Genomic DNA, 22746 nt, shown 5'->3' on the forward strand with positions numbered 1-22746 from the left:
TTTTCTCTTCGTTTCAAATTCAAATCCAACGCCTTATCCGGCGGGGATTTTTGTCCCGTTTTACATACCTGGTAAAAACGTTGTGAACAGAGTTATCCACAGCCTCTGTACATAAACCCGCCTGCCTGAAAAATCAACGTCATACAAATTAAATATTTATCTATTTGATTTATAAGTTTATTTATTTATCCCAAAACGTTATGCCGATCACTTGCTCTTTTTGTTGCAGTTGAAAGACAACGTGTTTTTATTTTTATGCACAAATCCACAGAGTGAGGCATCCGCTGAGATGGCTGCGCGGCGCACGCCGTCAGGCGTCCCTCGGCAAACCTTTTTCCACAGCCCGTATCAGCCGTTTTTTCTGCGCCGTCTGCACCTCGATGCCCTGCGCTTCGCGGCGGGCGAGCTGTTGCGCCAGCGCCCAGTGGATATGTTCGTCCAGCATGGCGTCCTGGCCCAATCGCGCGCGCAGCGCGAGCACAATGCCGTCCCCATAGGGCGCATTGCCCAGCGCCACGGCGATATTGCGCAGCCAGCGCAGGTGGCCGATGCGGCGTATTGCCGAGCCTTCGGTGATGCGCAGAAATTTTTCTTCCGTCCAGTTGAACAGATCGAGCAGCTGCGGCGCATGCAGCGCGGCGCGGGGGCTGAAATCGTCTTCGTCGGTGAGCTGCGAAAAGCGGTTCCACGGGCAGATCAGCTGGCAGTCGTCGCAGCCGTAGATGCGGTTGCCGAGCAGCGGCCGGAATTCCTCCGGGATCGCGCCTTCCAACTCGATGGTCAGGTAGGAGATGCAGCGCCGGGCGTCGACGGTATAGGGGGCGACGATGGCGCCGGTCGGGCAGGTGGTGATGCAGGCGACGCAGCGGCCGCACTGCTCTTCCTGCGGCTGATCCACCGGCAGCGGCAAATCGATCAGTAACTCGCCGAGGAAAAACCACGACCCGGCCTCACGGTTGAGAATTAGTGAGTGTTTACCAACCCAGCCGATGCCCGCCTTGGCGGCCAGCGCGCGTTCCATCACCGGTGCAGAATCGACAAAAGGGCGGAAATTCAGTTCGCCGCAGTATTCCTGGATCTGATCGCCCAGCTTTTTCAGGCGCTGGCGCAACAGTTTGTGGTAGTCGCGCCCCAGCGCGTAGCGGCTGACGTAACCCAGCTGCGGATTTTGCAAGGTACTGGCAAAGGCCGCCTTGGCCGGCAGGTAGTTCATGCGCACGCTGATCACCCGCAGCGTGCCCGGCAACAGTTCGTGAGGGCGTGCGCGCAGCATGCCGTGGCGCGCCATCCATTCCATCTCGCCGTGGTACTGTTTATCGAGCCAGGCCTGCAGTTTCGGCTCTTCGAGACTCAGGTCGGTATCGCAGATGCCAACCTGTTGGAATCCTAGCGATTGCCCCCATTGCTTGATATGTTGGGCGAGTTGATGGAGATCGAGGGGGTGCGTCATGACGGGCCACAGTGAAAAAGCATACGCTGACAGTTTACCACACTCTGTTTGGCCTGCGGATTGGATCCGTCGTTCGGAACCCGCGGCGGCGGCCTCGCTCGGTCTTTCTCTTTACGATTTGATGCAGCGCGCTGGTCAGGCGGCCTACGCATTGGCGCGCAACGCGTACCCGTCCCGCGACCATTGGCTGGTGCTGTGCGGCCATGGCAACAACGGCGGCGACGGCTATGTGGTGGCGCGCCTGGCGAAGGCGGCGGGCCTGCAGGTGACGCTGATCGCCTGCGAAGGCGCACGGCCTTTGCCGCCGGAAGCCGCAGCTGCCCGCGAGGCCTGGCTGGCCGCCGGCGGTGATATTCTGCCGGCGAACAGCCGCTGGCCGGCCTCTGTCTCTCTGATTATCGACGGCCTGTTAGGCACTGGCCTGGGCAGCGCGCCGCGTGCGCCTTATGACGCGCTGATCGAGGCCGCCAACCGCCATTCGGCGCCGGTGGTCGCGCTCGATATCCCGTCCGGCCTGCTGGCGGAAAGCGGCGCGGTGCCGGGCGCGGCCATGCGCGCTGCGCACACCGTCACGTTCATCGGCCTCAAACCGGGATTGCTGACCGGCCAGGCGCGCGACTGGGTCGGGCAACTTCATCAGAATGCGCTAGGCTTATCGGGGTGGCTGGCGAAGCAACCGGAGCAGATTCAGCGGCTTACCGCCGAGGCGTTGCCGCGCTGGCTGCATCCGCGCCGCCCCTGCGCCCATAAGGGCGAGCATGGCCGCCTGCTGTTGGTGGGTGGCGACCGCGGATTCGGTGGCGCCATTCGCATGGCGGCGGAAGCGGCGCTGCGCAGCGGGGCGGGATTGGTGCGAGTGCTTACTCACATTGAGCATGTCGCACCGCTGCTGGCGGCCCGGCCGGAGCTGATGGCGCAGGCGCTGGACGAGGCGACGCTGCGGCAGGCGATGCAGTGGGCGGATGTGCTGGTGATTGGCCCGGGGCTGGGCCAGGCTGAGTGGGGCAAAAACGCCTTGAACGTGCTGCAAACCAGCGATAAACCGGCCTTGTGGGACGCCGATGCGCTGAACTTGCTGGCATTAAATCCCGAGAAACGGCAGAATCGCGTGATGACTCCGCATCCTGGAGAGGCGGCGCGGCTGTTGAGCTGCAGCACTGCTGACATCGAGAGTGATCGCTTACTTGCCGTGCGCAAGCTGACGGCGCGCTACGGTGGCGTGGCGGTGCTGAAAGGCGCCGGTACGCTGATCGCCGATGAGCAGGGGCAGATGGCGATCGCCGACGTCGGCAACGCTGGCATGGCCTCCGGCGGCATGGGCGATGTGCTGTCGGGTATCATCGGCGGTTTGCTGGCGCAAAAGCTCCCGCTGTATGATGCCGCCTGTGCGGGCTGCGTCGTACACGGCGCGGCCGGCGATCGCGTAGCGGAAAGACAAGGAACAAGAGGCATGTTGGCGACCGATTTACTGCCGGACATCCTTCATTTCGTTAACCCTGAGTGGGCAAAATAGACTTTATCGAATGAAAGAACTCGTTTTACCTCTGCCGGACGAGGCAGCGACTGTCGCTTTGGGCACCACTTTGGCCAAGGCCTGCGATCGCGCCAGCGTCATCTATCTCTACGGCGACCTGGGCGCCGGTAAAACCACCTTCAGCCGTGGCTTCCTGCAGGCGTTGGGGCATCAGGGCAACGTCAAAAGCCCGACCTACACGCTGGTGGAGCCCTATGCCTTGCAGCCGCTGGCGGTGTATCACTTCGATCTGTATCGCCTGGCCGATCCGGAAGAGCTTGAATTCATGGGCATTCGCGATTATTTCGCGCAAGACGCCATCTGCCTGGTCGAATGGCCGCAGCAGGGTACCGGCGTGCTGCGGCCCGGAGCCGGATCTGGCGCTGCATCTTCGCTATCAGGGCGAGGGGCGAGAGGCGAAGATCGAGGCGATTTCCGCTTACGGCAGCCAGCTGTTAGACCGCATTCATGGATCACAGGGATGATGCTGCAATGACGCACGTGTTGAAAAAATTTGCGGTCATCATGCTGATCGCCGTGCTGGGGCCGCTCGGCGCGCTGAACGCGCTGGCGGCGTCTTCGCTGTCCGATATCAAAGTGTCCAACGCCCAGCGTGAAGCGACGGTGTCGGTGAGCTTCAATGGCCCGCCGGACTACGCGTTTTTCCCGCTGCACGGCCCGGATCGCGTGGTGCTGGACGTTAACCAGAAGGGCAAGGTCGGCGGTCTGCCGCTCAATTTCAGCGGCCAAAACCTGGTGAAAAGCATTCGCTCCAGCGCGCCGAAAGACGCTCAGAGCGTGCGCCTGGTGTTTGATCTGACCCAGCGCGCCAAAACCCGCGTCTCCACCCGCCAGAACGGCAGCGTGCATACCGTGGTGTTCACCATTACGGCCGAAGGCAGTGCCAATACGGTGGCGCGCAAGGCACCGGTGCAAACGCCTGCGCCGGTTGCGGTCAACCCACCGCCGCGTCAGGCGCCGGTCGCGGTGCGTGAAGCGCCGGAGCCGCCGCTGCGCAAAGCGCCGACGGGATCGAATCCCTTTACCAATAAACAGACCGTCGTCGCAGGCACCGCCACCGAAGTCACGCCGCGCAGCAGCCGCGTTTCCGCCGGTTCCGGCGATCGGGTGGTGGTGGCGATCGACGCCGGCCACGGCGGCCAGGATCCGGGCGCCATTGGCCCGAGCGGGCTGAAAGAAAAGAATGTCACCATCGCCATTGCGCGCCGCCTGCAGGCGATGCTGGACGCCGATCCGCAGTTCAAACCGGTGCTGACGCGTACCGGCGACTACTTCATCTCGGTGATGGGGCGCTCCGACGTTGCGCGCAAACAGGGCGCCAACGTGCTGGTCTCCATCCACGCCGATGCCGCGCCAAACCGCAGCGCCAGCGGGGCTTCCGTCTGGGTGCTGTCTAACCGCCGCGCCAACAGCGAAATGGCCGGCTGGCTGGAACAGCATGAGAAGCAGTCCGAGCTGCTCGGCGGTGCCGGCGATCTGCTGGCCAACAGCCAGGCCGATCCTTATCTGAGCCAGGCGGTGCTGGATCTGCAGTTCGGCCACTCGCAACGCGTCGGGTACGATGTGGCGGTGAAGGTGCTGCAGCAGCTGCAGAGCGTCGGATCGTTGCATAAACGCCGGCCTGAACACGCCAGTCTGGGCGTGCTGCGCTCGCCGGATATCCCCTCGCTGCTGGTGGAAACCGGATTTATCAGTAATAGCACGGAGGAGCGGCTGCTGGGCAGTAGCGCGTATCAGGAGAAGATTGCCAAGGCCATTCATAACGGCCTGCGCAGCTACTTCCTGGCGCATCCGCTGCAAGCCGACCCAAAGGTGGAAAACCGACCGCTGGACGTCGCAGCGGCGGTTAACACCTCAACACCAGACGTGCGCCAGCCGGAGCCTATCGTGAGCTCGGCCGGCGCGAGCCGCAGCGTAAGCGGCAAGACTCAGATCCACGTGGTGAAACGGGCGGAGACGCTGTCCGGCATCGCCGACAGCTACGGCACGACCATGGCGGCGCTGCGGGATCTGAACAAACTGAAAAAAGACGGCGTGTGGGTCGGGCAACGTCTGAAGGTGCCGGCGGGGAAAACCGCCGCCGTCACCGCCGTCGCCAAGGTGAAAATGCCGGCGAAGAAGCCGTCTAAACATAAAGTGGCCCGTGGGGACACGCTGTCCTCCATCGCTTCCCGCTATGGGGTTAGCGTCGGCGATCTGAAACGGGTCAATAATCTGAAGTCGGACGTCGCGCCGCTGGATCGGACGCTGACCATTCCGCAGGCCTAGCGCCACCGCTACAGGAGTCAGCATGCCTATCCAGGTGTTACCGCCACAGCTCGCCAACCAGATCGCCGCCGGAGAGGTGGTTGAACGCCCCGCGTCGGTCGTCAAAGAGCTGGTGGAAAACAGTCTGGACGCCGGCGCGACGCGCATCGATATCGACATTGAACGCGGCGGCGCCAAGCTGATTCGCATTCGCGACAACGGCTGCGGCATCGGCAAGGACGATTTGGCGCTGGCGCTGGCGCGGCACGCCACCAGTAAAATCAGCACGCTCGATGACCTGGAAGCGATCGTCAGCCTCGGTTTTCGCGGCGAAGCGCTGGCCAGTATCAGCTCGGTTTCCCGTTTGACCCTGACGTCGCGCACCGCCGAGCAAAGCGAGGCGTGGCAAGCCTATGCCGAAGGGCGCGAGCAGGCGGTGACGGTCAAACCCGCCGCGCATCCGGTCGGCAGCACGCTGGAAGTGCTGGATCTGTTTTACAACACCCCGGCGCGCCGCAAGTTCATGCGCACTGAGAAAACCGAATTTGGCCATATCGATGAAGTGGTACGGCGCATCGCGCTGGCGCGTTTCGATGTGGCGATCAACCTCAGCCACAACGGCAAACTGATCCGCCAGTACCGGGCGGCGAAAGAAGAGAGCCAGCACGAGCGCCGTTTGGGCAGCATCTGCGGCCCGGCGTTTTTGCAGCATGCGCTGAATATCGACTGGCAACACGGCGATCTGAGCATCCGCGGCTGGGTGGCGGATCCGGCCGGGGCACGCCAGCTGGGTGAAATGCAGTACTGCTACGTCAACTGTCGCATGATGCGCGATCGCTTGATCAATCACGCCATTCGTCAGGCCTATCAGGATCAGCTGAAGGACGATCAGCAGCCCGCTTACGTGCTGTATCTGGAGGTCGATCCGCACCAGGTGGACGTCAACGTTCATCCCGCCAAGCACGAGGTGCGTTTCCATCAGGCGCGGCTGGTGCACGATTTTATCTACCAGGCGGTAACCACCGTGCTGCAACAGGCCGGCCAGACGCCGGCGTTGCCGCTGGCGGAAACGCCTGACGAAGCGCCGGCGCCGGTCTGGCAGCCGGAAAACCGCGTCGCCGCCGGCGGCAACCATTTTTCTCAGCCTGCGCCGCGTCGCGAAACGCCGCCACCGGCCGGCGTCGCCCGCGAGCGCGCACCCCAGCAGGGCTGGCAAGCGGCGGGCGGTTATCAGAAACGCGAAGGCGAGCTGTACGGGAAACTGATGCGGCCCGCCGCCGAGCCGCAGGAAGAGGCCGCGCCGGAAGTGTCGAGCAAGCCACCGCTGTTCCCGCCGGCGAAAGCCGCAGCGGAAACGCCGTTGGCGAGCGGCCAGCACAGTTTTGGCCGGGTGCTGATGATTCATCCGCCGTGCTACGCATTGCTTGAACAGCGCCAGCAGCCGGCGTTGCTCAACCTGACGGTGGCGGAACGCTGGCTGCGCCAGGCGCAGCTCAATCCGCCGGCGGAAGGGCTGCGGCCGCAGCCGCTGCTGATTCCGATCAAGCTGACGTTGGATAAGCGTGAAGCAGCGGCCATCGCGCGGCATCAGACGCTGTTGGCGGCGATGGGGCTGGATCTGCAGACGGATCACGGCCGTGTGACGCTGCGCGCAGTGCCTTTACCATTACGCCAACAAAATTTACAAAAACTGATACCTGAACTGTTAGGCTATCTGGCCGAACATCAGGAGATGTCGCCCGCGGTGTTGGCCACCTGGCTCGCTCGTCGTCTTGGCAGCGAACATGAACAGTGGAACACCTCGCAAGCGATACAATTGCTGACCGACGTTGAACGACTTTGCCCGCAGCTGGTCAAATCGCCACCGAGCGGACTTTTACAACCCGTTGATTTACAGGCCGCACTGGCGGCCCTCAAGCATGACTGAAACTGAAATGACATCACGTCCCCCGGCTATTTTCATTATGGGGCCGACCGCCTCGGGCAAGACCGCGCTGGCGATCGCGCTGCGCGAACGCCTGCCGGTGGAACTGATCAGCGTCGATTCCGCGCTGATTTATCGCGGCATGGATATCGGCACCGCCAAGCCAAGCGCCGAAGAATTGGCGCAGGCGCCGCATCGGCTGATCGATATCCGCGATCCCGCCGAAGCCTACTCGGCAGCGGAGTTTCGCGCTGACGCGCTGAAAGAGATGGCCGACATCACCGCCGCCGGCCGTATTCCGCTGTTGGTGGGCGGCACCATGTTGTATTTTAAGGCGTTGTTGGAAGGATTGTCGCCGCTGCCGTCCGCCGATCCCGCAGTGCGCGAGCGCATTGAACGGCAAGCGGCGGAGCAGGGTTGGGAGGCGTTGCACCGTCAGTTACAGGCGATCGATCCGGTCGCGGCAGTGAGAATTCATCCGAATGATCCGCAGAGACTGTCCAGAGCACTGGAAGTTTTTTTTATTTCGGGTAAAACTTTAACGGAACTGACTCAAATTTCGGGTGAATCGTTACCGTATCAAGTTCACCAATTTGCGATAGCGCCGACCAGCCGTGAGTTGATCCATCAACGCATCGAGCTGCGGTACCATCAAATGTTGGCGGCGGGTTTTGAGACGGAAGCGCGTGCACTTTTCGCACGGGGTGATTTGCATACGGACTTGCCCTCCATTCGCTGTGTCGGTTACCGCCAGATGTGGTCATATTTGTCTGGTGAAATTAGTTACGATGAGATGGTTTATCGTGGTATTTGCGCAACACGTCAGTTGGCTAAACGTCAGATGACCTGGTTACGGGGTTGGGAGTCGGTCCATTGGTTGGACAGTGAAAAGCCGGGAGAGGCTTTGGACTCGGTGACACAGGTTGTTAGTGCATAGGTTGGGTGATTGTGTACAATTGCTGAGTATTCAGCGCGCAAATTTTTTACGTCGTTTATTTTAGAGCCGACAGGTTCTTAGTTACAAACAACAAGCAAATAAGGAAAAGATAGAATGGCTAAGGGGCAATCTTTGCAAGATCCGTTCCTGAACGCATTGCGTCGTGAACGTGTTCCGGTTTCTATTTATTTGGTGAATGGTATTAAGCTGCAAGGCCAGATTGAGTCTTTTGACCAGTTTGTCATCCTGTTGAAGAACACGGTTAGCCAGATGGTGTACAAGCACGCTATCTCTACCGTTGTCCCGTCACGCCCGGTTTCGCATCACAGCAACAACCCGAGCGGCGGTTCAAGCAACTATCACCATGGTAGCAATCCGTCTGCGCAGCAACAGCCGCAGCAGGAAAGCGATGACGCTGAATAAAGCGCGTTGCAAGTCAACCATGACGGGGAGCATAAGCAGCCGCGGGCTGTTTATGTCCCCCAAACTCACGGTGAGTGTCCGTTTGAGAGGTTGCACGCTTGTTTGACCGTTATGAAGCCGGTGAGCAGGCCGTACTGGTTCATATCTATTTCTCGCAAGACAAAGATACGGAAGACCTCAACGAGTTCGAATCGTTGGTCTCCTCAGCCGGTGTCGAAGCTTTGCAAGTGGTGACTGGTAGCCGCAAAGCCCCGCATCCGAAGTACTTTGTCGGCGAAGGAAAGGCCGAAGAAATTGCAGATGCGGTGAAAGCCAGCGGCGCGTCTGTTGTCCTGTTTGATCATTCCCTTTCCCCGGCGCAGGAAAGAAACCTCGAGCGCCTGTGCGAATGCCGGGTGATCGATCGCACCGGGCTGATTTTAGACATCTTCGCCCAGCGTGCCCGCACCCATGAAGGTAAGCTGCAGGTGGAGCTGGCGCAGCTGCGTCACATCGCCACGCGTCTGGTACGCGGCTGGACGCACCTGGAGCGGCAAAAAGGGGGGATTGGCCTGCGTGGGCCGGGGGAAACCCAGCTTGAGACCGACCGTCGCCTGTTACGCGATCGCATCAGCTTGATTCTGCGCCGCCTGGAGCGGGTAGAAAAGCAGCGTGAACAAGGCAGACGCGCGCGGACCCGCGCCGATGTGCCGACCGTATCGCTGGTGGGCTACACCAACGCCGGCAAATCCACCCTGTTTAACCGAATAACGTCTGCCGAGGTGTATGCGGCGGACCAGCTATTTGCCACCTTGGATCCTACGTTGCGGCGCATTGACGTGCCGGACGTGGGGGATACCGTGTTGGCGGATACCGTAGGCTTTATCCGGCACCTGCCGCACGATCTGGTGGCCGCCTTCAAGGCGACGCTGCAGGAAACGCGCCAGGCATCTCTGCTGCTGCACGTCATCGATGCCGCAGATCCGCGCGTCGATGAGAACATCGAAGCGGTGAACACCGTGCTGGCGGAGATAGACTCGGATGAAATCCCTACACTGTTAGTGATGAACAAAATAGATATGCTGGACGATTTTGTGCCGCGTATCGACCGCAACGACGAAAACCTGCCGATCCGGGTGTGGCTGTCCGCCGCCAGCGGAGAGGGTATTCCGTTGCTGTATCAGGCGTTGACGGAGCGCTTATCGGGGGAGATCGCGCATTACGAATTGCGCTTACCGCCACGGGCAGGCCGTCTTCGCAGCCGTTTTTACCAGCTTCAGGCGATTGAAAAAGAGTGGAACGAAGAGGACGGCAGCATTGGCGTGGTGGTGCGAATGCCGATCGTCGAATGGCGTCGTCTCTGCAAGCAAGAACAGGACCTGATTGACTTTATCGTATGATCATATCCTGTTACATTTATGCTTCGCGAAAGCCTGAAGTACCCAATCACAGAATATGGAGCTAAAACATGGCGTGGAATCAGCCCGGTAATAACGGACAGGACCGCGACCCGTGGGGGAGCAGCAATAACAATGGCGGCAACTCTGGCGGTAACAACAAAGGCGGTCGTGATCAAGGGCCACCTGATTTGGACGATATCTTCCGCAAACTGAGCAAGAAATTGAGCGGTTTCGGCGGGGGCAAGGGCTCCAACAGCAATAGCGGCGGCACCGGCACCTCTGGTCCGGGCTTTAGCGGCCGCATTATCGGTATCGCGGCGGTTGCCGTGGTGGTGATCTGGGCCGCCAGCGGCTTCTACACCATCAAGGAAGCCGAGCGCGGCGTCGTGACACGCTTCGGCAAGTTCAGCCACCTGGTGCAGCCGGGCCTGAACTGGAAGCCGACCTTCATCGACGACGTGCGTCCGGTGAACGTGGAATCCGTGCGTGAGCTGGCGGCGTCCGGCGTGATGCTGACCTCCGATGAGAACGTGGTGCGCGTAGAAATGAACGTGCAGTACCGCGTGACCAACCCGGAAGCGTACCTGTTCAGCGTCGTCAATGCCGACGACAGCCTGAGCCAGGCGACCGACAGCGCCCTGCGCGGCGTGATCGGCAAATACTCGATGGACCGCATCCTGACCGAAGGCCGTACCGTGGTGCGTAACGATACGCAGCGCATGCTGGAAGAGACCATTCGTCCTTACAACATGGGTATCACGCTGCTGGACGTCAACTTCCAGGCGGCGCGTCCACCGGAAGAGGTGAAGGCGTCGTTCGACGATGCGATCGCCGCGCGTGAGAACGAGCAGCAATACATCCGTGAAGCGGAAGCTTACGCCAACGAAGTTCAGCCGCGTGCGAACGGCCAGGCGCAGCGTCTGCTGGAAGACTCCAAGGCTTATAAAGACCGTACCGTCCTGGAAGCTCAGGGTGAGGTGGCGCGCTTTGCCAAGCTGTTGCCGGAATACAAGTCTGCACCGCAGATCACCCGCGAGCGTCTGTATATCGAAACCATGGAAAAAGTGCTGGGCCATACCCGTAAGGTGTTGGTTAGCGACAAAGGCAACAACCTGATGGTGCTGCCGCTGGATCAGATGCTGCGCGGTCAAGGCGCGGCGCCGGAGAGCGGCAACAAGGATACCAGCCTGATTCGCCTCAATCCGAATCCTGCGCCGGCTGCCAACAGCAGCGCTCCGCGTACCAGCGGCGGTTCGATTATGGATCAGCGCCGGGCGAATGCGCAGCGTGACGACACCACTCGCGTAGGGAGAGAGTAATCAATGCGTAAGTCTTTTGTAGTTATTGTCCTCGCGGTGCTGGTGGTGCTGTACGCTTCGCTGTTCGTGGTGCAGGAAGGCCAGCGCGGCATCGTGCTGCGCTTCGGCAAGGTTCTGCGCGACGGCGAAAACAAGCCGCTGGTGTATGCGCCGGGTCTGCATCTCAAGATCCCGTTCATCGAGACCGTGAAGAACCTGGATGCGCGTATTCAGACCATGGATAACCAGGCCGATCGCTTCGTGACCAGCGAGAAGAAAGACCTGATCGTCGATTCCTATCTGAAGTGGCGTATCAGCGACTTCAGCCGTTACTATCTGGCGACCGGCGGCGGCGACGTCTCCCAGGCCGAAGTGCTGCTGAAACGCAAGTTCAGCGACCGTCTGCGTTCCGAAATCGGCCGCCTGGACGTGAAAGACATCGTGACCGACTCGCGCGGCAAGCTGATGTCTGACGTGCGTGACGCGCTGAACACCGGCACCGTGGGTGACGGCGAAGAAGTGGCGACCACCGAAGCCGATGACGCTATCGCTTCTGCAGCGGCGCGCGTTGAGCGGGAAACCACCGGCAAACAGCCACAGGTGAACCCGAACAGCATGGCGGCGTTGGGCATCGAAGTGATCGACGTGCGTATCAAGCAGATCAACCTGCCGGCCGAAGTCTCCGACGCCATCTACCAGCGTATGCGCGCCGAGCGTGAAGCGGTAGCCCGTCGTCTGCGCTCGCAGGGCCAGGAAGAAGCCGAGAAGCTGCGCGCCAGCGCGGACTACGAAGTGACTCGTACCCTGGCGGAAGCCGAGCGTCAGGCGCGTATCACCCGCGGTGAAGGCGATGCCGAAGCGGCTAAACTGTTCGCCAACGCGTTCAGCCAGGATCCGGACTTCTATGCCTTTATCCGCAGCCTGCGTGCCTATGAAGCCAGCTTCAAGGACAACCAGGACGTGCTGGTACTGAGCCCGGACAGCGATTTCTTCCGCTACATGAAGTCGCCTGATACCCTGCGCAAATAAGCGGCAGGCAATCTGACCGAGGGCCCGTTTACGCGGGCCCTTTCTCGTTTTTGGGGGATGCATGAACTCAACGATTTGGCTGGCGCTCGGGCTGGTTCTGGTACTGGAAGGATTAGGGCCGATGCTGTTTCCGCAGGCCTGGCGCAAAATGATTGTGGCGATGTCGCAGTTGCCGGACGCGACGCTGCGGCGATTTGGCGGTGGAATAGTGGTTGCGGGCTGCGTGATCTACTACATGTTGAGCGGCCGCACGGGTCTTTAAAGTCTAGCCCAAAATTTATGCAATCGTATGCTAAAAGTGCTGAAAATCGAAAATTACGGTGGTAGAATCCATTTTTAAGCAATCGGTGATTTTGAAAAATGGGTAAGAACGTCGTCGTACTGGGCACCCAATGGGGTGACGAAGGTAAAGGCAAGGTTGTAGACCTGCTGACTGAACGGGCTCAATATGTTGTGCGCTACCAAGGTGGCCATAACGCTGGCCACACTCTGGTAATCAACGGTGAAAAAACCGTCCTTCATTTAATTCCTTCAGGTATTCTGCGTGAAAACGTCACCAGCATCATCGGCAACGGTGTTGTTCTGGCGCCGGACGCATTGATGAAAGAAATGGGTGAACTCGAAGCGCGTGGCATCCCGGTACGCGAACGTCTGTTACTCTCTGAAGCTTGCCCGCTGATCCTGCCTTACCACGTTGCGTTGGATAACGCGCGTGAGAAAGCGCGCGGCGCGAAAGCGATCGGCACCACCGGTCGCGGCATCGGCCCGGCTTACGAAGATAAAGTGGCTCGTCGCGGCCTGCGCGTTGGCGACCTGTTCAACAAAGAAACCTTCGCCGTTAAGCTGAAAGAGATCGTCGATTACCACAACTTCCAGCTGGTCAACTACTACAAAGTTGAAGCCGTCGATTATCAGGCGACGCTGGACTACGTACTGTCTATCGCCGACATCCTGACCGCCATGGTGGTTGACGTTTCCGAACTTCTGGACGGCGCGCGCAAGCGTGGCGACCTGATCATGTTCGAAGGCGCTCAGGGCACCCTGCTGGATATCGATCACGGTACTTACCCGTACGTGACCTCTTCCAACACCACCGCCGGCGGCGTGGCTACCGGTTCCGGCATCGGCCCGCGTTATGTGGACTACGTGCTGGGCATCGTGAAAGCCTACTCCACTCGCGTGGGTGCAGGCCCGTTCCCAACCGAACTGTTCGATGAAACCGGCGAGTACCTGTGCAAGCAGGGTAACGAGTTCGGCGCCACCACCGGCCGTCGTCGTCGTACCGGCTGGCTGGACGCGGTAGCGGTGCGTCGTGCCGTGCAGATCAACTCCCTGTCCGGCTTCTGCCTGACCAAACTGGACGTCCTGGATGGCCTGAAAGAAGTGAAGATCTGCGTGGGCTACCGCATGCCGGACGGCCGCGAAGTGGACACTACTCCGCTGGCGGCTGAAGGCTGGGAAGGCATTGAGCCTATCTACGAAACCATGCCGGGCTGGAGCGAAACCACCTTTGGCGTGAAAGAGCACAGCAAGCTGCCTCAGGCTGCGCTGAACTACATCAAGCGCATCGAAGAAGTGACCGGCGTACCGGTAGACATCATCTCTACTGGCCCGGACCGCAGCGAAACCATGATCCTGCGCGACCCGTTCGACGCATAATCAGGCTTTGCGGCAGTAAACAAACCGGGCGCGTCCCGGTTTGTTTTTATCCTGACTCCCTCCGATTGCGGTTTCACGTCAAAAAATCCTTTCATAAACCCGCCTTAGGGCGCGGGATTCGCTAAATAATTAGCGACGAACTCTCCGGCTGGTTTATTATCCAATGAGTAATCTTTTGAATAGCGCCGAAAAGCGGCGTATCAGACGGGTAAAGTGATACCCAGAGGTAAGATGTGCAGTTAACAAGTTTTACTGATTATGGCCTGCGGGCGTTGATCTATATGGCCTCGTTGCCGCAGGACAAAATGACCAGTATCTCGGAAGTGACCGAGGTTTATGGCGTGTCTCGTAACCATATGGTGAAGATCATCAATCAGTTGAGCCGGGTAGGTTTTGTCACGGCGGTGCGCGGCAAGCATGGCGGCATCCGTTTGGGCAAACCGGCCGAGAGCATTCGCCTCGGCGACGTGGTGCGGGCGCTGGAGCCGCTTGCGCTGGTTAACTGCAGCAGCGATTTTTGCCACATCACCCCTGCCTGCCGACTGAAGCAGGTGCTCCAACAGGGCGTACAGAATTTCCTTGAAGAGCTGGATAAGCATACGTTGGCCGATATGGTCGAAGACAATCCGCCGCTCTACAAGCTATTGCTTGTCGAATAAAACGACGTTGAGAAGACAAGGCTCAACGTCATCCTGCTGATGACAACGGAGGAACCGCAATGTCACAAGATCCATTCCTGGAACGAGAAGCAGAAAAATACGAATCCCCTATCCCCAGCCGTGAATATATCCTGGCCCATTTGGCAAAACGAGAAACGCCGGCCAGCCGCGAAGAACTGGGCAACGAACTGGGCCTCAGCGGTGAAGAGCAGCTGGAAGCGCTGCGCCGCCGCCTGCGCGCTATGGAGCGCGATGGCCAGTTAGTGTTTACCCGCCGCCAGTGCTACGCGCTGCCGGAACGTTTGGATCTGCTGCGCGGCACGGTGATCGGCCACCGCGACGGCTACGGCTTCCTGCGCGTTGAAGGCAGCAAAGACGATCTGTACCTGTCTGCCGAACAGATGAAAATGGCGATCCACGGTGACGTGGTGCTGGCGCAGGCCTTGGGCGCGGACCGCAAAGGGCGCCGCGAAGCGCGCATCGTGCGCGTGTTGGTGCCGAAAACCAGCCAGATTGTCGGCCGCTTCTTCATGGACGCCGGTACCGGCTTCGTGGTGCCGGACGACAGCCGTCTGAGCTTCGATATTCTGATCCCGGCGGACAGCGTCAGCGGCGCGCGCATGGGCTTTATGGTGGTGGTGGAGCTGACTCAGCGTCCGACCCGCCGCACCAAGGCGGTCGGCAAGATCGTCGAGATCCTCGGCGACAAGATGGGCACCAGCATGGCGGTGGATATCGCGCTGCGCACCCATGAGATCCCGCATACCTGGCCGCCGCAGGTGGAAAAGCAGGTGGCCGATCTCAGCGAGCAGGTGCCGGAAGCGGCCAAGAAGGGCCGCGTCGATCTGCGCAAGCTGCCGTTGGTCACCATCGACGGTGAAGACGCACGCGACTTCGATGATGCCGTGTACTGCGAGAAAAAACGCGGCGGCGGCTGGCGCCTGTGGGTCGCGATCGCCGACGTCAGTTACTACGTGCGCCCGCGCACCGCGCTGGACGACGAAGCGCGCAGCCGCGGCAACTCGGTGTACTTCCCGTCGCAGGTGATCCCGATGCTGCCGGAAGTGCTGTCCAACGGGCTGTGCTCGCTGAACCCACAGGTCGATCGCCTGTGCATGGTATGCGAGATGACCATCTCCGCCCAGGGGCGCCTGTCCACGGCCAAGTTCTACGAGGCGGTGATGAGCTCTCACGCCCGCCTGACCTACAACAAGGTGTGGCACATTCTGCAGGGCGATCAGGAGCTGCGCGAGCACTACCATCCGCTGGTCAAGCACCTGGAAGAGCTGCACGCCATGTACAAGGTGCTGGATAAGGCGCGCGCCGAGCGCGGCGGCATCGCGTTTGAAACCGAAGAAGCCAAGTTCATCTTCAACGCCGAACGCCGCATCGAGCGCGTGGAGCCGACGGTGCGCAACGACGCCCACAAGCTGATCGAAGAGTGCATGATCATGGCCAACGTGGCGGCCGCGCGCTTCGTCGAGAAACGCAACGAGCCGGCGCTGTACCGCGTGCACGATCGTCCGAGCGACGACCACATCTCCGCGCTGCGCAGCGTGCTGAGCGAGCTGGGGCTGACGCTGGGCGGCGGCAACAAGCCGCAGCCGAAAGACTATGCGGTGCTGATGGATGAAGTGTCCGAGCGCCCTGACCACGAAATGCTGCAAACCATGCTGCTGCGTTCGATGAAGCAGGCGATTTACGATCCGGAAAACCGCGGCCACTTCGGCCTGGCGCTGGCGTCTTACGGCCACTTCACCTCGCCGATCCGCCGTTATCCGGATCTGGCGCTGCACCGTGCGATCAAATACCAGCTGGCTAAAGAACACGGCGAGCCGAAAGAGCGCTGGACGCCGACCGGCGGCTGGCACAGCGAATTCGAAGAGATGCTGCAGCTGGGCGAGCACTGTTCGATGACCGAGCGCCGCGCGGACGAAGCGACGCGCAACGTCGCCGACTGGCTGAAGTGCGACTTCATGCAGGATCACGTCGGTGAAGTGTTCAGCGGCATCATCTCCAGCGTGACTGGCTTCGGCTTCTTCGTGCGCCTGAACGACCTGTTTATCGACGGGCTGGTGCACGTATCAACGCTGGATAATGATTACTATCGCTACGATAATATCGGCCAGCGCCTGATCGGCGAGTCTTCCGGCACGGTCTATCGCCTGGGGGATACGGTGGAGATCCGCGTGGATGCGGTGCATATGGACGAGCGCAAGATCGACTTCGCGCTGGTATCCAGCACCCGCAAAGCGCGCGGTGAAGGCAAAACCGAGCGCGATCGCGCCAAGAAGGGCGGCCAGCGCACGCTGCGCGACAGTGGCAACGCGGGGCGCGGCAAGCGCCGTGGCGGTAAACCGCCGGCTAACTTCGAACCGGACAGCGCCTTCCGCAAGCAGGATGACGCCAAGCCCGCGGACAACGTGAAGAAGGCGAAGAAGAAAGCCAAGAAAGCGTCCGACAAAACGCGGAAAATCGCGGCGGCGACCAAAGCCAAACGCGCAGCCAAGAAGAAAGGTGCCGAGCAGGCTTAACCTGCCGCACATCGTTACCATCGGCCGGTTATCGCCGGCCGCACGAATTTAAAAGAGCATCATGAGCGAAATTATTTACGGCATCCACGCCGTCAAAGCCCTGTTAGAGCGCGACCCGCAACGCTTCCTGGAAGTGTTTATCCTGAAAGGCCGCGAAGATCGCCGCCTGCAACCGCTGATCGCCGAGCTGGAAGCGACCGGCATCGTTATTCAGGTGGCGAACCGCCAATGGCTGGATGACAAGGTTGAAGGCGCGGTGCACCAGGGGATCATCGCCCGGGTGCGCGAAGGGCGTCAGTATCAGGAGAACGATCTGCCGAGCCTGCTGGAAAGCGTGGCGACCCCGTTCCTGCTGGTGCTGGACGGCGTGACCGACCCGCATAACCTCGGTGCCTGCCTGCGCAGCGCCGACGCTGCCGGCGTGCACGCGGTGATCGTGCCGCGCGACCGTTCAGCCCAACTGAACGCCACCGCCAAGAAAGTGGCCTGCGGCGCCGCCGAAAACGTGCCGTTGATCCGCGTGACCAACCTGGCGCGCACGCTGCGTCTGCTGCAAGAGATGAATGTCTGGGTGGTGGGCACCGCCGGCGAAGCCGACCATACGCTGTATCAGAGCAAAATGACCGGCCCGATGGCGCTGGTGATGGGCGCGGAAGGCGAAGGCATGCGTCGCCTGACCCGTGAACACTGCGACGAGCTGATCAGCATCCCGATGGCCGGCACCGTCTCTTCGCTGAACGTGTCGGTCGCCACCGGCATCTGCCTGTTCGAAGCGGTGCGTCAGCGCGGCTGATTCTCCTGACGGGGGCCCTGTGCCCCCGTTAATTCCCCCTCTTGTGATCCCGCCTTCGGCAGAAATCTCTGCGCCGACCATACTTACCCCTGACGCTTTTTTCAGGGAGCACTCTCATGGTCTGGACTACGCACACCGTTTTTAACCAACCCAAGCCGCTGGGCAACAGCAACCTGTTTCTCTCCGATACGCCGCTGCGCGAAGCCTTGCAGCGCGAGCAGGGCGGCTGGGACGCCGAGGTGTTGGCCTCGCTGGGCCAGCAGCTCGGCACTCAGGAGTCGCTGGAATTGGGTCGGCTGGCTAACGCCAACCCGCCGGAATTGTTGCGCTACGACGCCACCGGTCAGCGGCTGGACGACGTTCGCTTTCACCCCGCCTGGCATATCCTGATGCAGGGGCTGATCGCCAACCGGGTGCACAACCTGCCCTGGCAGGAGGATGCGCGCATCGGTTCCTTCGTGGCGCGCGCCGCGCGCTTTATGCTGCATGCGCAGGTCGAGGCAGGCACGCTGTGCCCGGTGACCATGACCTTCGGCGCCACGCCGCTGTTGCTGCAGGCGTTGCCGGCCGAGTTTCGCTCCTGGCTAACGCCGCTGCTGTCGGATCGTTATGACGCTCACCTGTTGCCGGGCGGGCAAAAGCGTGGCCTGCTGATCGGCATGGGCATGACGGAGAAGCAGGGCGGCTCCGACGTTTTGAGCAATACCACCACCGCCGCGCCGCTCGGCGCGCGCGGGCCAGGGGAAGCCTACCGGCTGGTGGGGCACAAGTGGTTCTTCTCGGTGCCGCAGAGCGATGCGCACCTGGTGCTGGCGCAGGCCGAAGGCGGGTTGTCCTGTTTCTTCCTGCCGCGCATTTTGCCGGACGGTAGCCGCAACGCCATTCGCCTGGAGCGGTTGAAAGACAAGCTGGGCAACCGCTCCAACGCCAGCAGCGAAGTGGAGTTTCAGGACGCCACCGCCTGGCTGTTGGGGAATGAGGGTGACGGCGTGCGGCATATCCTGAAGATGGGCGGCCTGACCCGTTTCGACTGCTCGCTCGGCAGCCACGGCCTGATGCGCCGCGGGTTGTCGGTGGCGCTGTATCATGCGTTGCAGCGGCAGGCGTTCGGCAAGCTCTTGATCGAACAGCCGCTGATGCGCCAGGTTCTGGCGCGCATGGCGCTGCGGCTGGAAGGGCATACCGCGTTGCTGTTCCGGCTGGCCCGCGCCTGGGAAAGCCGCAGCAATGAAGGTGAGCTGATCTACAGCCGTCTGCTGACCCCGGCGGCCAAATACAGTATCTGTCGCCAGGGCATGCCGTTCATCGCCGAGGCGATGGAGGTGCTGGGCGGTATCGGCTACTGCGAAGAGAGCGAGCTGCCGCGCCTGTATCGCGAGATGCCGGTCAACAGCATCTGGGAAGGTTCCGGCAACATCATGTGTCTGGACGTGTTGCGCAGCTTGCACAAACTGCCGGGCGCGCTCGAGATGCTGCAGTTCGAGCTGCAGCCGGTGCGCGGCCAGAATCGGTTGTTCGATCACGCCTGGCGGCAGTGGCAGCAGCGTGCCCGTCAACCGCGTGAAGAGATGGGGCGGCTGCTGACCCAGCAGCTGTTCGACCTGTGCTGCGCCGCGCAGCTGCTGCAGCACGCCAGCCCGCAGATAGCCGACGCCTGGTGCCACCTGACGCTGGATCATCGTGGTGAGAGCCTGCTGTCGGCCGAAGTGTGCGAACTGCTGTTGAATCGCGCTATCGGCGGTTAGGGAAAAGGGTGGCGCGCGGCGGAGAAAACCTTTTTAATTCAGCCTCACTCTGACAGGAAAATGCACATGGATATTCTCAGCGCGTTGGCGGCGTTCGCCTCTTATTTCTTCAGCGGTTTCGCCATGATTTTGGTGTTTCTGTTCGTCTATACCCGCATCACCCCACACGACGAATGGGCGCTGATCAAGGCCGATAATCAATCCGCCGCCTTTGCTTTCATCGGCGCCTGCCTGGGGTATGTGATCCCGTTGGCCAGCGCGGCGATCAACTCGATCAGCCTGCTGGATTACCTGCTGTGGGGCGTAGTGGCGCTGGTGGTGCAACTCTTGCTGTTCGCGGCCGTGAAGATTTACATGCCGCGCATCAGCGACAAGATCGAAGCGAACCACCTGGCCGCCGGGATTTTCCTGGGGGGCGTCTGCGTCAGCGGCGGCGTGTTGAATGCGGCTTGCATGAGCTACTAAAGGTATAAGATGGCCGAGGCGCGCCAGCCAAGCGGGTGCGCCTGTTCTTCCATCCGCAGGATGCGGTAATAGCTGGCGCCGTGTTGGCCGGCGGTGCGGGCGATGGCCTGCTCCGCCTCCTGCGGTGAACCGGGCAGATCGCTGAAGGTGATCTCGGCGATTTCACTGAGCGGCGTCACGCGATCGGCGGGCGCCAGCTCGGCGGACTGTGCGCCGGTGCTGAGCAGCCCTACTGAAAGCAGGAGGGAGGTGAGTGCGGTGGAGCGTTTCATGGCGTTCCCCTTCGTCAGATCCTGAATCGACACCCGCAACATGCGGCATGCTGTCCGCCAGTGTGCAACACCCTACTTCAGCCTGTGCAAAGGCAGTGTAAATCTGCTTAAAAAATCCCCGCCTTACCGATACAGGATCGCCTGGGAATACCATTGGCCCGGCACGATGGTTTCGCTGTTCATGATGATCACGTAATACCGGGCGCCGGCGGCGGTGGCCTTGCGCTGAATCTCCGCTTCCACGTCCATCGGGCTACCGCGCACTACGGCGGTGATGGTACCGATTTTCACCAGCTCGGCGGTCTGCGCGCGGACGATCTCCTGCGCCTGTGCGGTGGGCGGCGGCGGCGGTTTCGGCGTGGTGGTCATGATGCCGCAGGCGGAAAGCTGTGCGGCCAGCGTCAGGGCGATGAGTGTGCGGACTAGCGTCATGGTGACCTCGAAAGTGCCGGTACGATGGCTTCAGTGTAACGCAATATAAGCTGGAACAGATTGAGCTAACGCTGGCTGGCGCAAGTTTGTCATGATGAATGCCAACAGGTGGGTTGAGGATGAACGGATGATCGAAATTCATGACGAGCGGGTGGGCGATATTGCGGTGATCCATGCCGTTCCCGCCGGGCACTATCACCGGCCCTTGCCGACGGTGTTCTTCTGCCATGGCTATACCTCGTCGAAAGAGGTGTACGCCTACTTCGCCTATGCGCTGGCGCGCGTTGGTTTTCGGGTGGTATTGCCGGATGCCGATCGGCACGGCGAGCGGTTCGACGGCGATGAGGCGCGGCGTCTGGCCTCGTTTTGGGAGATCCTGCGCAGCAATATCGACGAGCTGCCGCAGATCAAGGCGCATTTCGAGCGGCTCGGCCTGATTGCCGACGGGCGTATCGGCGTCGCCGGCGCCTCTATGGGCGGCATGACCGCGCTGGGCGCCTTCGCGCGTTTCCCGTGGATCCGGGCGGCCGCCAGCCTGATGGGTTCCGGCTATTACCGTTCGCTGGCGCAAGCGCTGTATCCGCCGTTGGGCGAAGAGGGCGAGGCGCTCTCTCCGGCGGCGTTTGCGGCGCGCACCGCCGTATTGGCGGAGTATGAGCTGGAAGGGCGTTTGGAGACGATTGCCGGGCGGCCGCTGCTGCTGTGGCACGGCGAGACGGACGACGTGGTGCCGGCGACAGACAGCCTGCGTTTGGCGGCCGAGTTGCGGCAGCAAGGCGCGGACGGCCGCTTGACGTCGCTCATCGAACCGGGGGTGAAACACCGCATCACGCCGCTGGCGCTGTCTGCCACGGCCGACTTTTTCCGCCGCGAGTTGTAGTGTGTTTCCGTGCGCGATGCAGGGAATTGCACCGCTCTGTGCGGGCTGTTTCGGCCATCGTTTAGCTGAATGAAGGGGAGAATGTCTGCGTGAATTCTTTCAGGGCAGCAAGGAGCAGAGGGCATGATAAAAAACATCGGCAGTACGGCCGGTTTAATGGGAACGATGAAAGCGCGCGCCGAACTGAACTCAGCGGCCTTCAGCGAGATGCTGGGGGCAGCCGACGGCAAGGCGCGACAAAACAAGGCGAATCCGCTGTCGCGTATCACCGCGCAGACGGTGCAAAACATGACGGCGCTGTTTGCCTTCGTGCCGAAAACGGCAGCCACTCACACCGCGGCGGCCGGTACGCTCTCCTTCGAGCAGCGGGCGACCCTGACGGGAAGCGCCGAGCTGCTGCAAACGCGGACAAATTATCTGCAGATGGCGCTGCAATTGCATAATCCGGGCAAGGCGTTCAGCATGCCGGCCTTGCTCAAGCTGTGAAGGGTGAGAAAATGGAGCGCCCAACGGGCGGCGCTCCGGCGAGGACTGAACGGGCTTTCTGATGAAGCCCTGGGGATTTCCCTGGTGCGGCGCGTCTTTTTAGCGGTACAGCTCGGCGCTGACGTGCATCGTGCTGTTGTCGCCCGGTTCGTGCAGGGCGATGATGCGATAAGAGCTTGCGCCGCGTTGGTCGGCGATTTTGCTGACCTGGCTGCTGGCGTCATCCGGCGAAACCACGTTCTGGTTCAGGGTGACGAAGCCGACGCTCTGGCGTTGATCGGCCTGGTGCGACGTGATCTCCGTCGCGGCCATTACGTTGGCGGAGAACAGGGCGGCCAGCGCCGTTGCTAGAATGATGCGTTTCATAGTGCCTCTCTTAACCCTTTGCCGTTACGGCCTGACAGCGAATGTCGCTGCGGCAAAAAGTCATTTATCTGCATTGAATAATCTGAAATCTTTTTCGTCGCGCTGTCTGCGGCGGATATGGTTAATTTTAGTCCGTTGCGGCGGATTAAAAAGCGGGGGCTTTTGATGACCTCTTTCAAAAAAAGTGAAATAGATTTGTGACTCAACTCTGATTTCATTGAAAGATTTTTGAAA

The 22746-nt window shown here is 60.8% G+C and carries 21 protein-coding genes and 1 pseudogene; 18 read left to right on the plus strand and 4 right to left on the minus strand.

The window, feature by feature from the left end:
• Positions 1 to 310 precede the first annotated feature (310 nt).
• Complete coding sequence (gene queG, locus FUU19_RS01590; protein WP_230491047.1) at positions 311 to 1450, minus strand: tRNA epoxyqueuosine(34) reductase QueG; 1140 nt, start codon at positions 1448 to 1450, stop codon at positions 311 to 313.
• On the opposite strand from queG, the gene nnr reads away from it, so the two are divergent.
• The 16 genes and pseudogenes from nnr (at position 1449) to FUU19_RS01670 (ending at position 20076) form a co-directional block, all read left to right on the plus strand.
• Positions 1449 to 2963, plus strand: coding sequence for a bifunctional ADP-dependent NAD(P)H-hydrate dehydratase/NAD(P)H-hydrate epimerase (gene nnr, locus FUU19_RS01595; RefSeq protein WP_230491048.1), 1515 nt, complete (start codon positions 1449 to 1451; stop codon positions 2961 to 2963). The two genes, queG and nnr, sit on opposite strands and share 2 nt — an antisense overlap.
• A gap of 10 nt (positions 2964 to 2973) precedes the next feature.
• Positions 2974 to 3448 (plus strand): annotated as a pseudogene (gene tsaE, locus FUU19_RS01600) (tRNA (adenosine(37)-N6)-threonylcarbamoyltransferase complex ATPase subunit type 1 TsaE).
• Positions 3449 to 3455: 7 nt separating this feature from the next.
• Entirely contained in the window at positions 3456 to 5252 is a 1797-nt protein-coding gene (amiB, locus tag FUU19_RS01605) for an N-acetylmuramoyl-L-alanine amidase AmiB (protein ID WP_230491049.1), read from the plus strand.
• Positions 5253 to 5274: 22 nt separating this feature from the next.
• Positions 5275 to 7158, plus strand: a complete 1884-nt coding sequence (gene mutL, locus FUU19_RS01610; RefSeq protein WP_230491050.1) for a DNA mismatch repair endonuclease MutL — start codon at positions 5275 to 5277, stop codon at positions 7156 to 7158.
• Complete coding sequence (gene miaA / locus FUU19_RS01615) at positions 7151 to 8092, plus strand: tRNA (adenosine(37)-N6)-dimethylallyltransferase MiaA (protein WP_141971339.1); 942 nt, start codon at positions 7151 to 7153, stop codon at positions 8090 to 8092. The genes mutL and miaA overlap by 8 nt, the downstream gene beginning before the upstream one ends.
• A 114-nt stretch (positions 8093 to 8206) precedes the next feature.
• Positions 8207 to 8515, plus strand: a complete 309-nt coding sequence (gene hfq / locus FUU19_RS01620; protein WP_089196439.1) for an RNA chaperone Hfq — start codon at positions 8207 to 8209, stop codon at positions 8513 to 8515.
• Positions 8516 to 8613: 98 nt separating this feature from the next.
• On the plus strand, positions 8614 to 9894 hold the full coding sequence (gene hflX / locus FUU19_RS01625) for a ribosome rescue GTPase HflX (protein ID WP_004933675.1): 1281 nt from the start codon (positions 8614 to 8616) through the stop codon (positions 9892 to 9894).
• Between the two features lie 68 nt (positions 9895 to 9962).
• Positions 9963 to 11213, plus strand: coding sequence for an FtsH protease activity modulator HflK (gene hflK, locus FUU19_RS01630; protein WP_033636782.1), 1251 nt, complete (start codon positions 9963 to 9965; stop codon positions 11211 to 11213).
• 3 nt (positions 11214 to 11216) lie between these two features.
• Complete coding sequence (gene hflC, locus FUU19_RS01635; RefSeq protein ID WP_004933669.1) at positions 11217 to 12221, plus strand: protease modulator HflC; 1005 nt, start codon at positions 11217 to 11219, stop codon at positions 12219 to 12221.
• A 61-nt stretch (positions 12222 to 12282) separates the two neighbouring features.
• Positions 12283 to 12483: a DUF2065 domain-containing protein gene (locus tag FUU19_RS01640; RefSeq protein WP_004933666.1), complete on the plus strand. Its 201-nt coding sequence runs from the start codon at positions 12283 to 12285 to the stop codon at positions 12481 to 12483.
• 98 nt (positions 12484 to 12581) lie between these two features.
• Positions 12582 to 13880 (plus strand): adenylosuccinate synthase, encoded by a 1299-nt coding sequence (locus FUU19_RS01645; protein WP_025159583.1) that lies wholly within the window; start codon positions 12582 to 12584, stop codon positions 13878 to 13880.
• A 233-nt stretch (positions 13881 to 14113) separates the two neighbouring features.
• On the plus strand, positions 14114 to 14539 hold the full coding sequence (gene nsrR / locus FUU19_RS01650) for a nitric oxide-sensing transcriptional repressor NsrR (protein WP_141971336.1): 426 nt from the start codon (positions 14114 to 14116) through the stop codon (positions 14537 to 14539).
• 59 nt (positions 14540 to 14598) lie between these two features.
• Complete coding sequence (gene rnr, locus FUU19_RS01655) at positions 14599 to 17073, plus strand: ribonuclease R (protein ID WP_049205727.1); 2475 nt, start codon at positions 14599 to 14601, stop codon at positions 17071 to 17073.
• 61 nt (positions 17074 to 17134) lie between these two features.
• Positions 17135 to 17866: a 23S rRNA (guanosine(2251)-2'-O)-methyltransferase RlmB gene (gene rlmB, locus FUU19_RS01660; RefSeq protein ID WP_099817063.1), complete on the plus strand. Its 732-nt coding sequence runs from the start codon at positions 17135 to 17137 to the stop codon at positions 17864 to 17866.
• 116 nt (positions 17867 to 17982) lie between these two features.
• Complete coding sequence (locus tag FUU19_RS01665; protein WP_230491051.1) at positions 17983 to 19611, plus strand: isovaleryl-CoA dehydrogenase; 1629 nt, start codon at positions 17983 to 17985, stop codon at positions 19609 to 19611.
• A gap of 66 nt (positions 19612 to 19677) precedes the next feature.
• Positions 19678 to 20076 carry a DUF350 domain-containing protein gene (locus tag FUU19_RS01670; protein ID WP_047025083.1) on the plus strand — a complete coding sequence of 133 codons (399 nt, stop codon included), beginning with the start codon at positions 19678 to 19680 and terminating at the stop codon, positions 20074 to 20076.
• On the opposite strand, the gene FUU19_RS01675 is transcribed toward FUU19_RS01670, so the two are convergent.
• Together FUU19_RS01675 and bsmA are read right to left on the minus strand one after the other, a co-directional pair.
• Positions 20073 to 20348 (minus strand): YdgH/BhsA/McbA family protein, encoded by a 276-nt coding sequence (locus FUU19_RS01675; protein ID WP_063991661.1) that lies wholly within the window; start codon positions 20346 to 20348, stop codon positions 20073 to 20075. The two genes, FUU19_RS01670 and FUU19_RS01675, sit on opposite strands and share 4 nt — an antisense overlap.
• A gap of 123 nt (positions 20349 to 20471) precedes the next feature.
• Entirely contained in the window at positions 20472 to 20780 is a 309-nt protein-coding gene (gene bsmA / locus FUU19_RS01680; protein WP_049201419.1) for a biofilm peroxide resistance protein BsmA, read from the minus strand.
• 127 nt (positions 20781 to 20907) lie between these two features.
• Here bsmA and yjfP point away from each other — a divergent pair, with 127 nt between their 5' ends.
• Positions 20908 to 21660, plus strand: a complete 753-nt coding sequence (yjfP, locus tag FUU19_RS01685; RefSeq protein WP_202670161.1) for an esterase — start codon at positions 20908 to 20910, stop codon at positions 21658 to 21660.
• Positions 21661 to 21783: 123 nt separating this feature from the next.
• On the plus strand, positions 21784 to 22146 hold the full coding sequence (locus FUU19_RS01690; protein WP_141971332.1) for a hypothetical protein: 363 nt from the start codon (positions 21784 to 21786) through the stop codon (positions 22144 to 22146).
• A gap of 99 nt (positions 22147 to 22245) precedes the next feature.
• Here the strand turns inward: FUU19_RS01690 and FUU19_RS01695 are convergent, their stop codons facing one another.
• Positions 22246 to 22512 (minus strand): YdgH/BhsA/McbA family protein, encoded by a 267-nt coding sequence (locus FUU19_RS01695; protein ID WP_004933636.1) that lies wholly within the window; start codon positions 22510 to 22512, stop codon positions 22246 to 22248.
• Between the last annotated feature and the right edge of the window lie 234 nt (positions 22513 to 22746).

This window comes from Serratia montpellierensis (assembly GCF_020858655.1).
Classification (GTDB): Bacteria; Pseudomonadota; Gammaproteobacteria; order Enterobacterales; family Enterobacteriaceae; genus Serratia; species Serratia montpellierensis.

Excerpts from the sequence above, each read along its gene's own strand:
- nnr (WP_230491048.1), top strand. The coding sequence starts at position 1,449 with ATGACGGGCCACAGTGAAAAAGCATACGCTGACAGTTTACCACACTCT.
- queG (WP_230491047.1), bottom strand. The coding sequence starts at position 1,450 with ATGACGCACCCCCTCGATCTCCATCAACTCGCCCAACATATCAAGCAA.
- amiB (WP_230491049.1), top strand. The coding sequence starts at position 3,456 with ATGACGCACGTGTTGAAAAAATTTGCGGTCATCATGCTGATCGCCGTG.
- mutL (WP_230491050.1), top strand. The coding sequence starts at position 5,275 with ATGCCTATCCAGGTGTTACCGCCACAGCTCGCCAACCAGATCGCCGCC.
- miaA (WP_141971339.1), top strand. The coding sequence starts at position 7,151 with ATGACTGAAACTGAAATGACATCACGTCCCCCGGCTATTTTCATTATG.
- hfq (WP_089196439.1), top strand. The coding sequence starts at position 8,207 with ATGGCTAAGGGGCAATCTTTGCAAGATCCGTTCCTGAACGCATTGCGT.
- hflK (WP_033636782.1), top strand. The coding sequence starts at position 9,963 with ATGGCGTGGAATCAGCCCGGTAATAACGGACAGGACCGCGACCCGTGG.
- hflC (WP_004933669.1), top strand. The coding sequence starts at position 11,217 with ATGCGTAAGTCTTTTGTAGTTATTGTCCTCGCGGTGCTGGTGGTGCTG.
- FUU19_RS01640 (WP_004933666.1), top strand. The coding sequence starts at position 12,283 with ATGAACTCAACGATTTGGCTGGCGCTCGGGCTGGTTCTGGTACTGGAA.
- FUU19_RS01645 (WP_025159583.1), top strand. The coding sequence starts at position 12,582 with ATGGGTAAGAACGTCGTCGTACTGGGCACCCAATGGGGTGACGAAGGT.
- rnr (WP_049205727.1), top strand. The coding sequence starts at position 14,599 with ATGTCACAAGATCCATTCCTGGAACGAGAAGCAGAAAAATACGAATCC.
- rlmB (WP_099817063.1), top strand. The coding sequence starts at position 17,135 with ATGAGCGAAATTATTTACGGCATCCACGCCGTCAAAGCCCTGTTAGAG.
- FUU19_RS01665 (WP_230491051.1), top strand. The coding sequence starts at position 17,983 with ATGGTCTGGACTACGCACACCGTTTTTAACCAACCCAAGCCGCTGGGC.
- FUU19_RS01670 (WP_047025083.1), top strand. The coding sequence starts at position 19,678 with ATGGATATTCTCAGCGCGTTGGCGGCGTTCGCCTCTTATTTCTTCAGC.
- FUU19_RS01675 (WP_063991661.1), bottom strand. The coding sequence starts at position 20,348 with ATGAAACGCTCCACCGCACTCACCTCCCTCCTGCTTTCAGTAGGGCTG.
- bsmA (WP_049201419.1), bottom strand. The coding sequence starts at position 20,780 with ATGACGCTAGTCCGCACACTCATCGCCCTGACGCTGGCCGCACAGCTT.
- yjfP (WP_202670161.1), top strand. The coding sequence starts at position 20,908 with ATGATCGAAATTCATGACGAGCGGGTGGGCGATATTGCGGTGATCCAT.
- FUU19_RS01690 (WP_141971332.1), top strand. The coding sequence starts at position 21,784 with ATGATAAAAAACATCGGCAGTACGGCCGGTTTAATGGGAACGATGAAA.
- FUU19_RS01695 (WP_004933636.1), bottom strand. The coding sequence starts at position 22,512 with ATGAAACGCATCATTCTAGCAACGGCGCTGGCCGCCCTGTTCTCCGCC.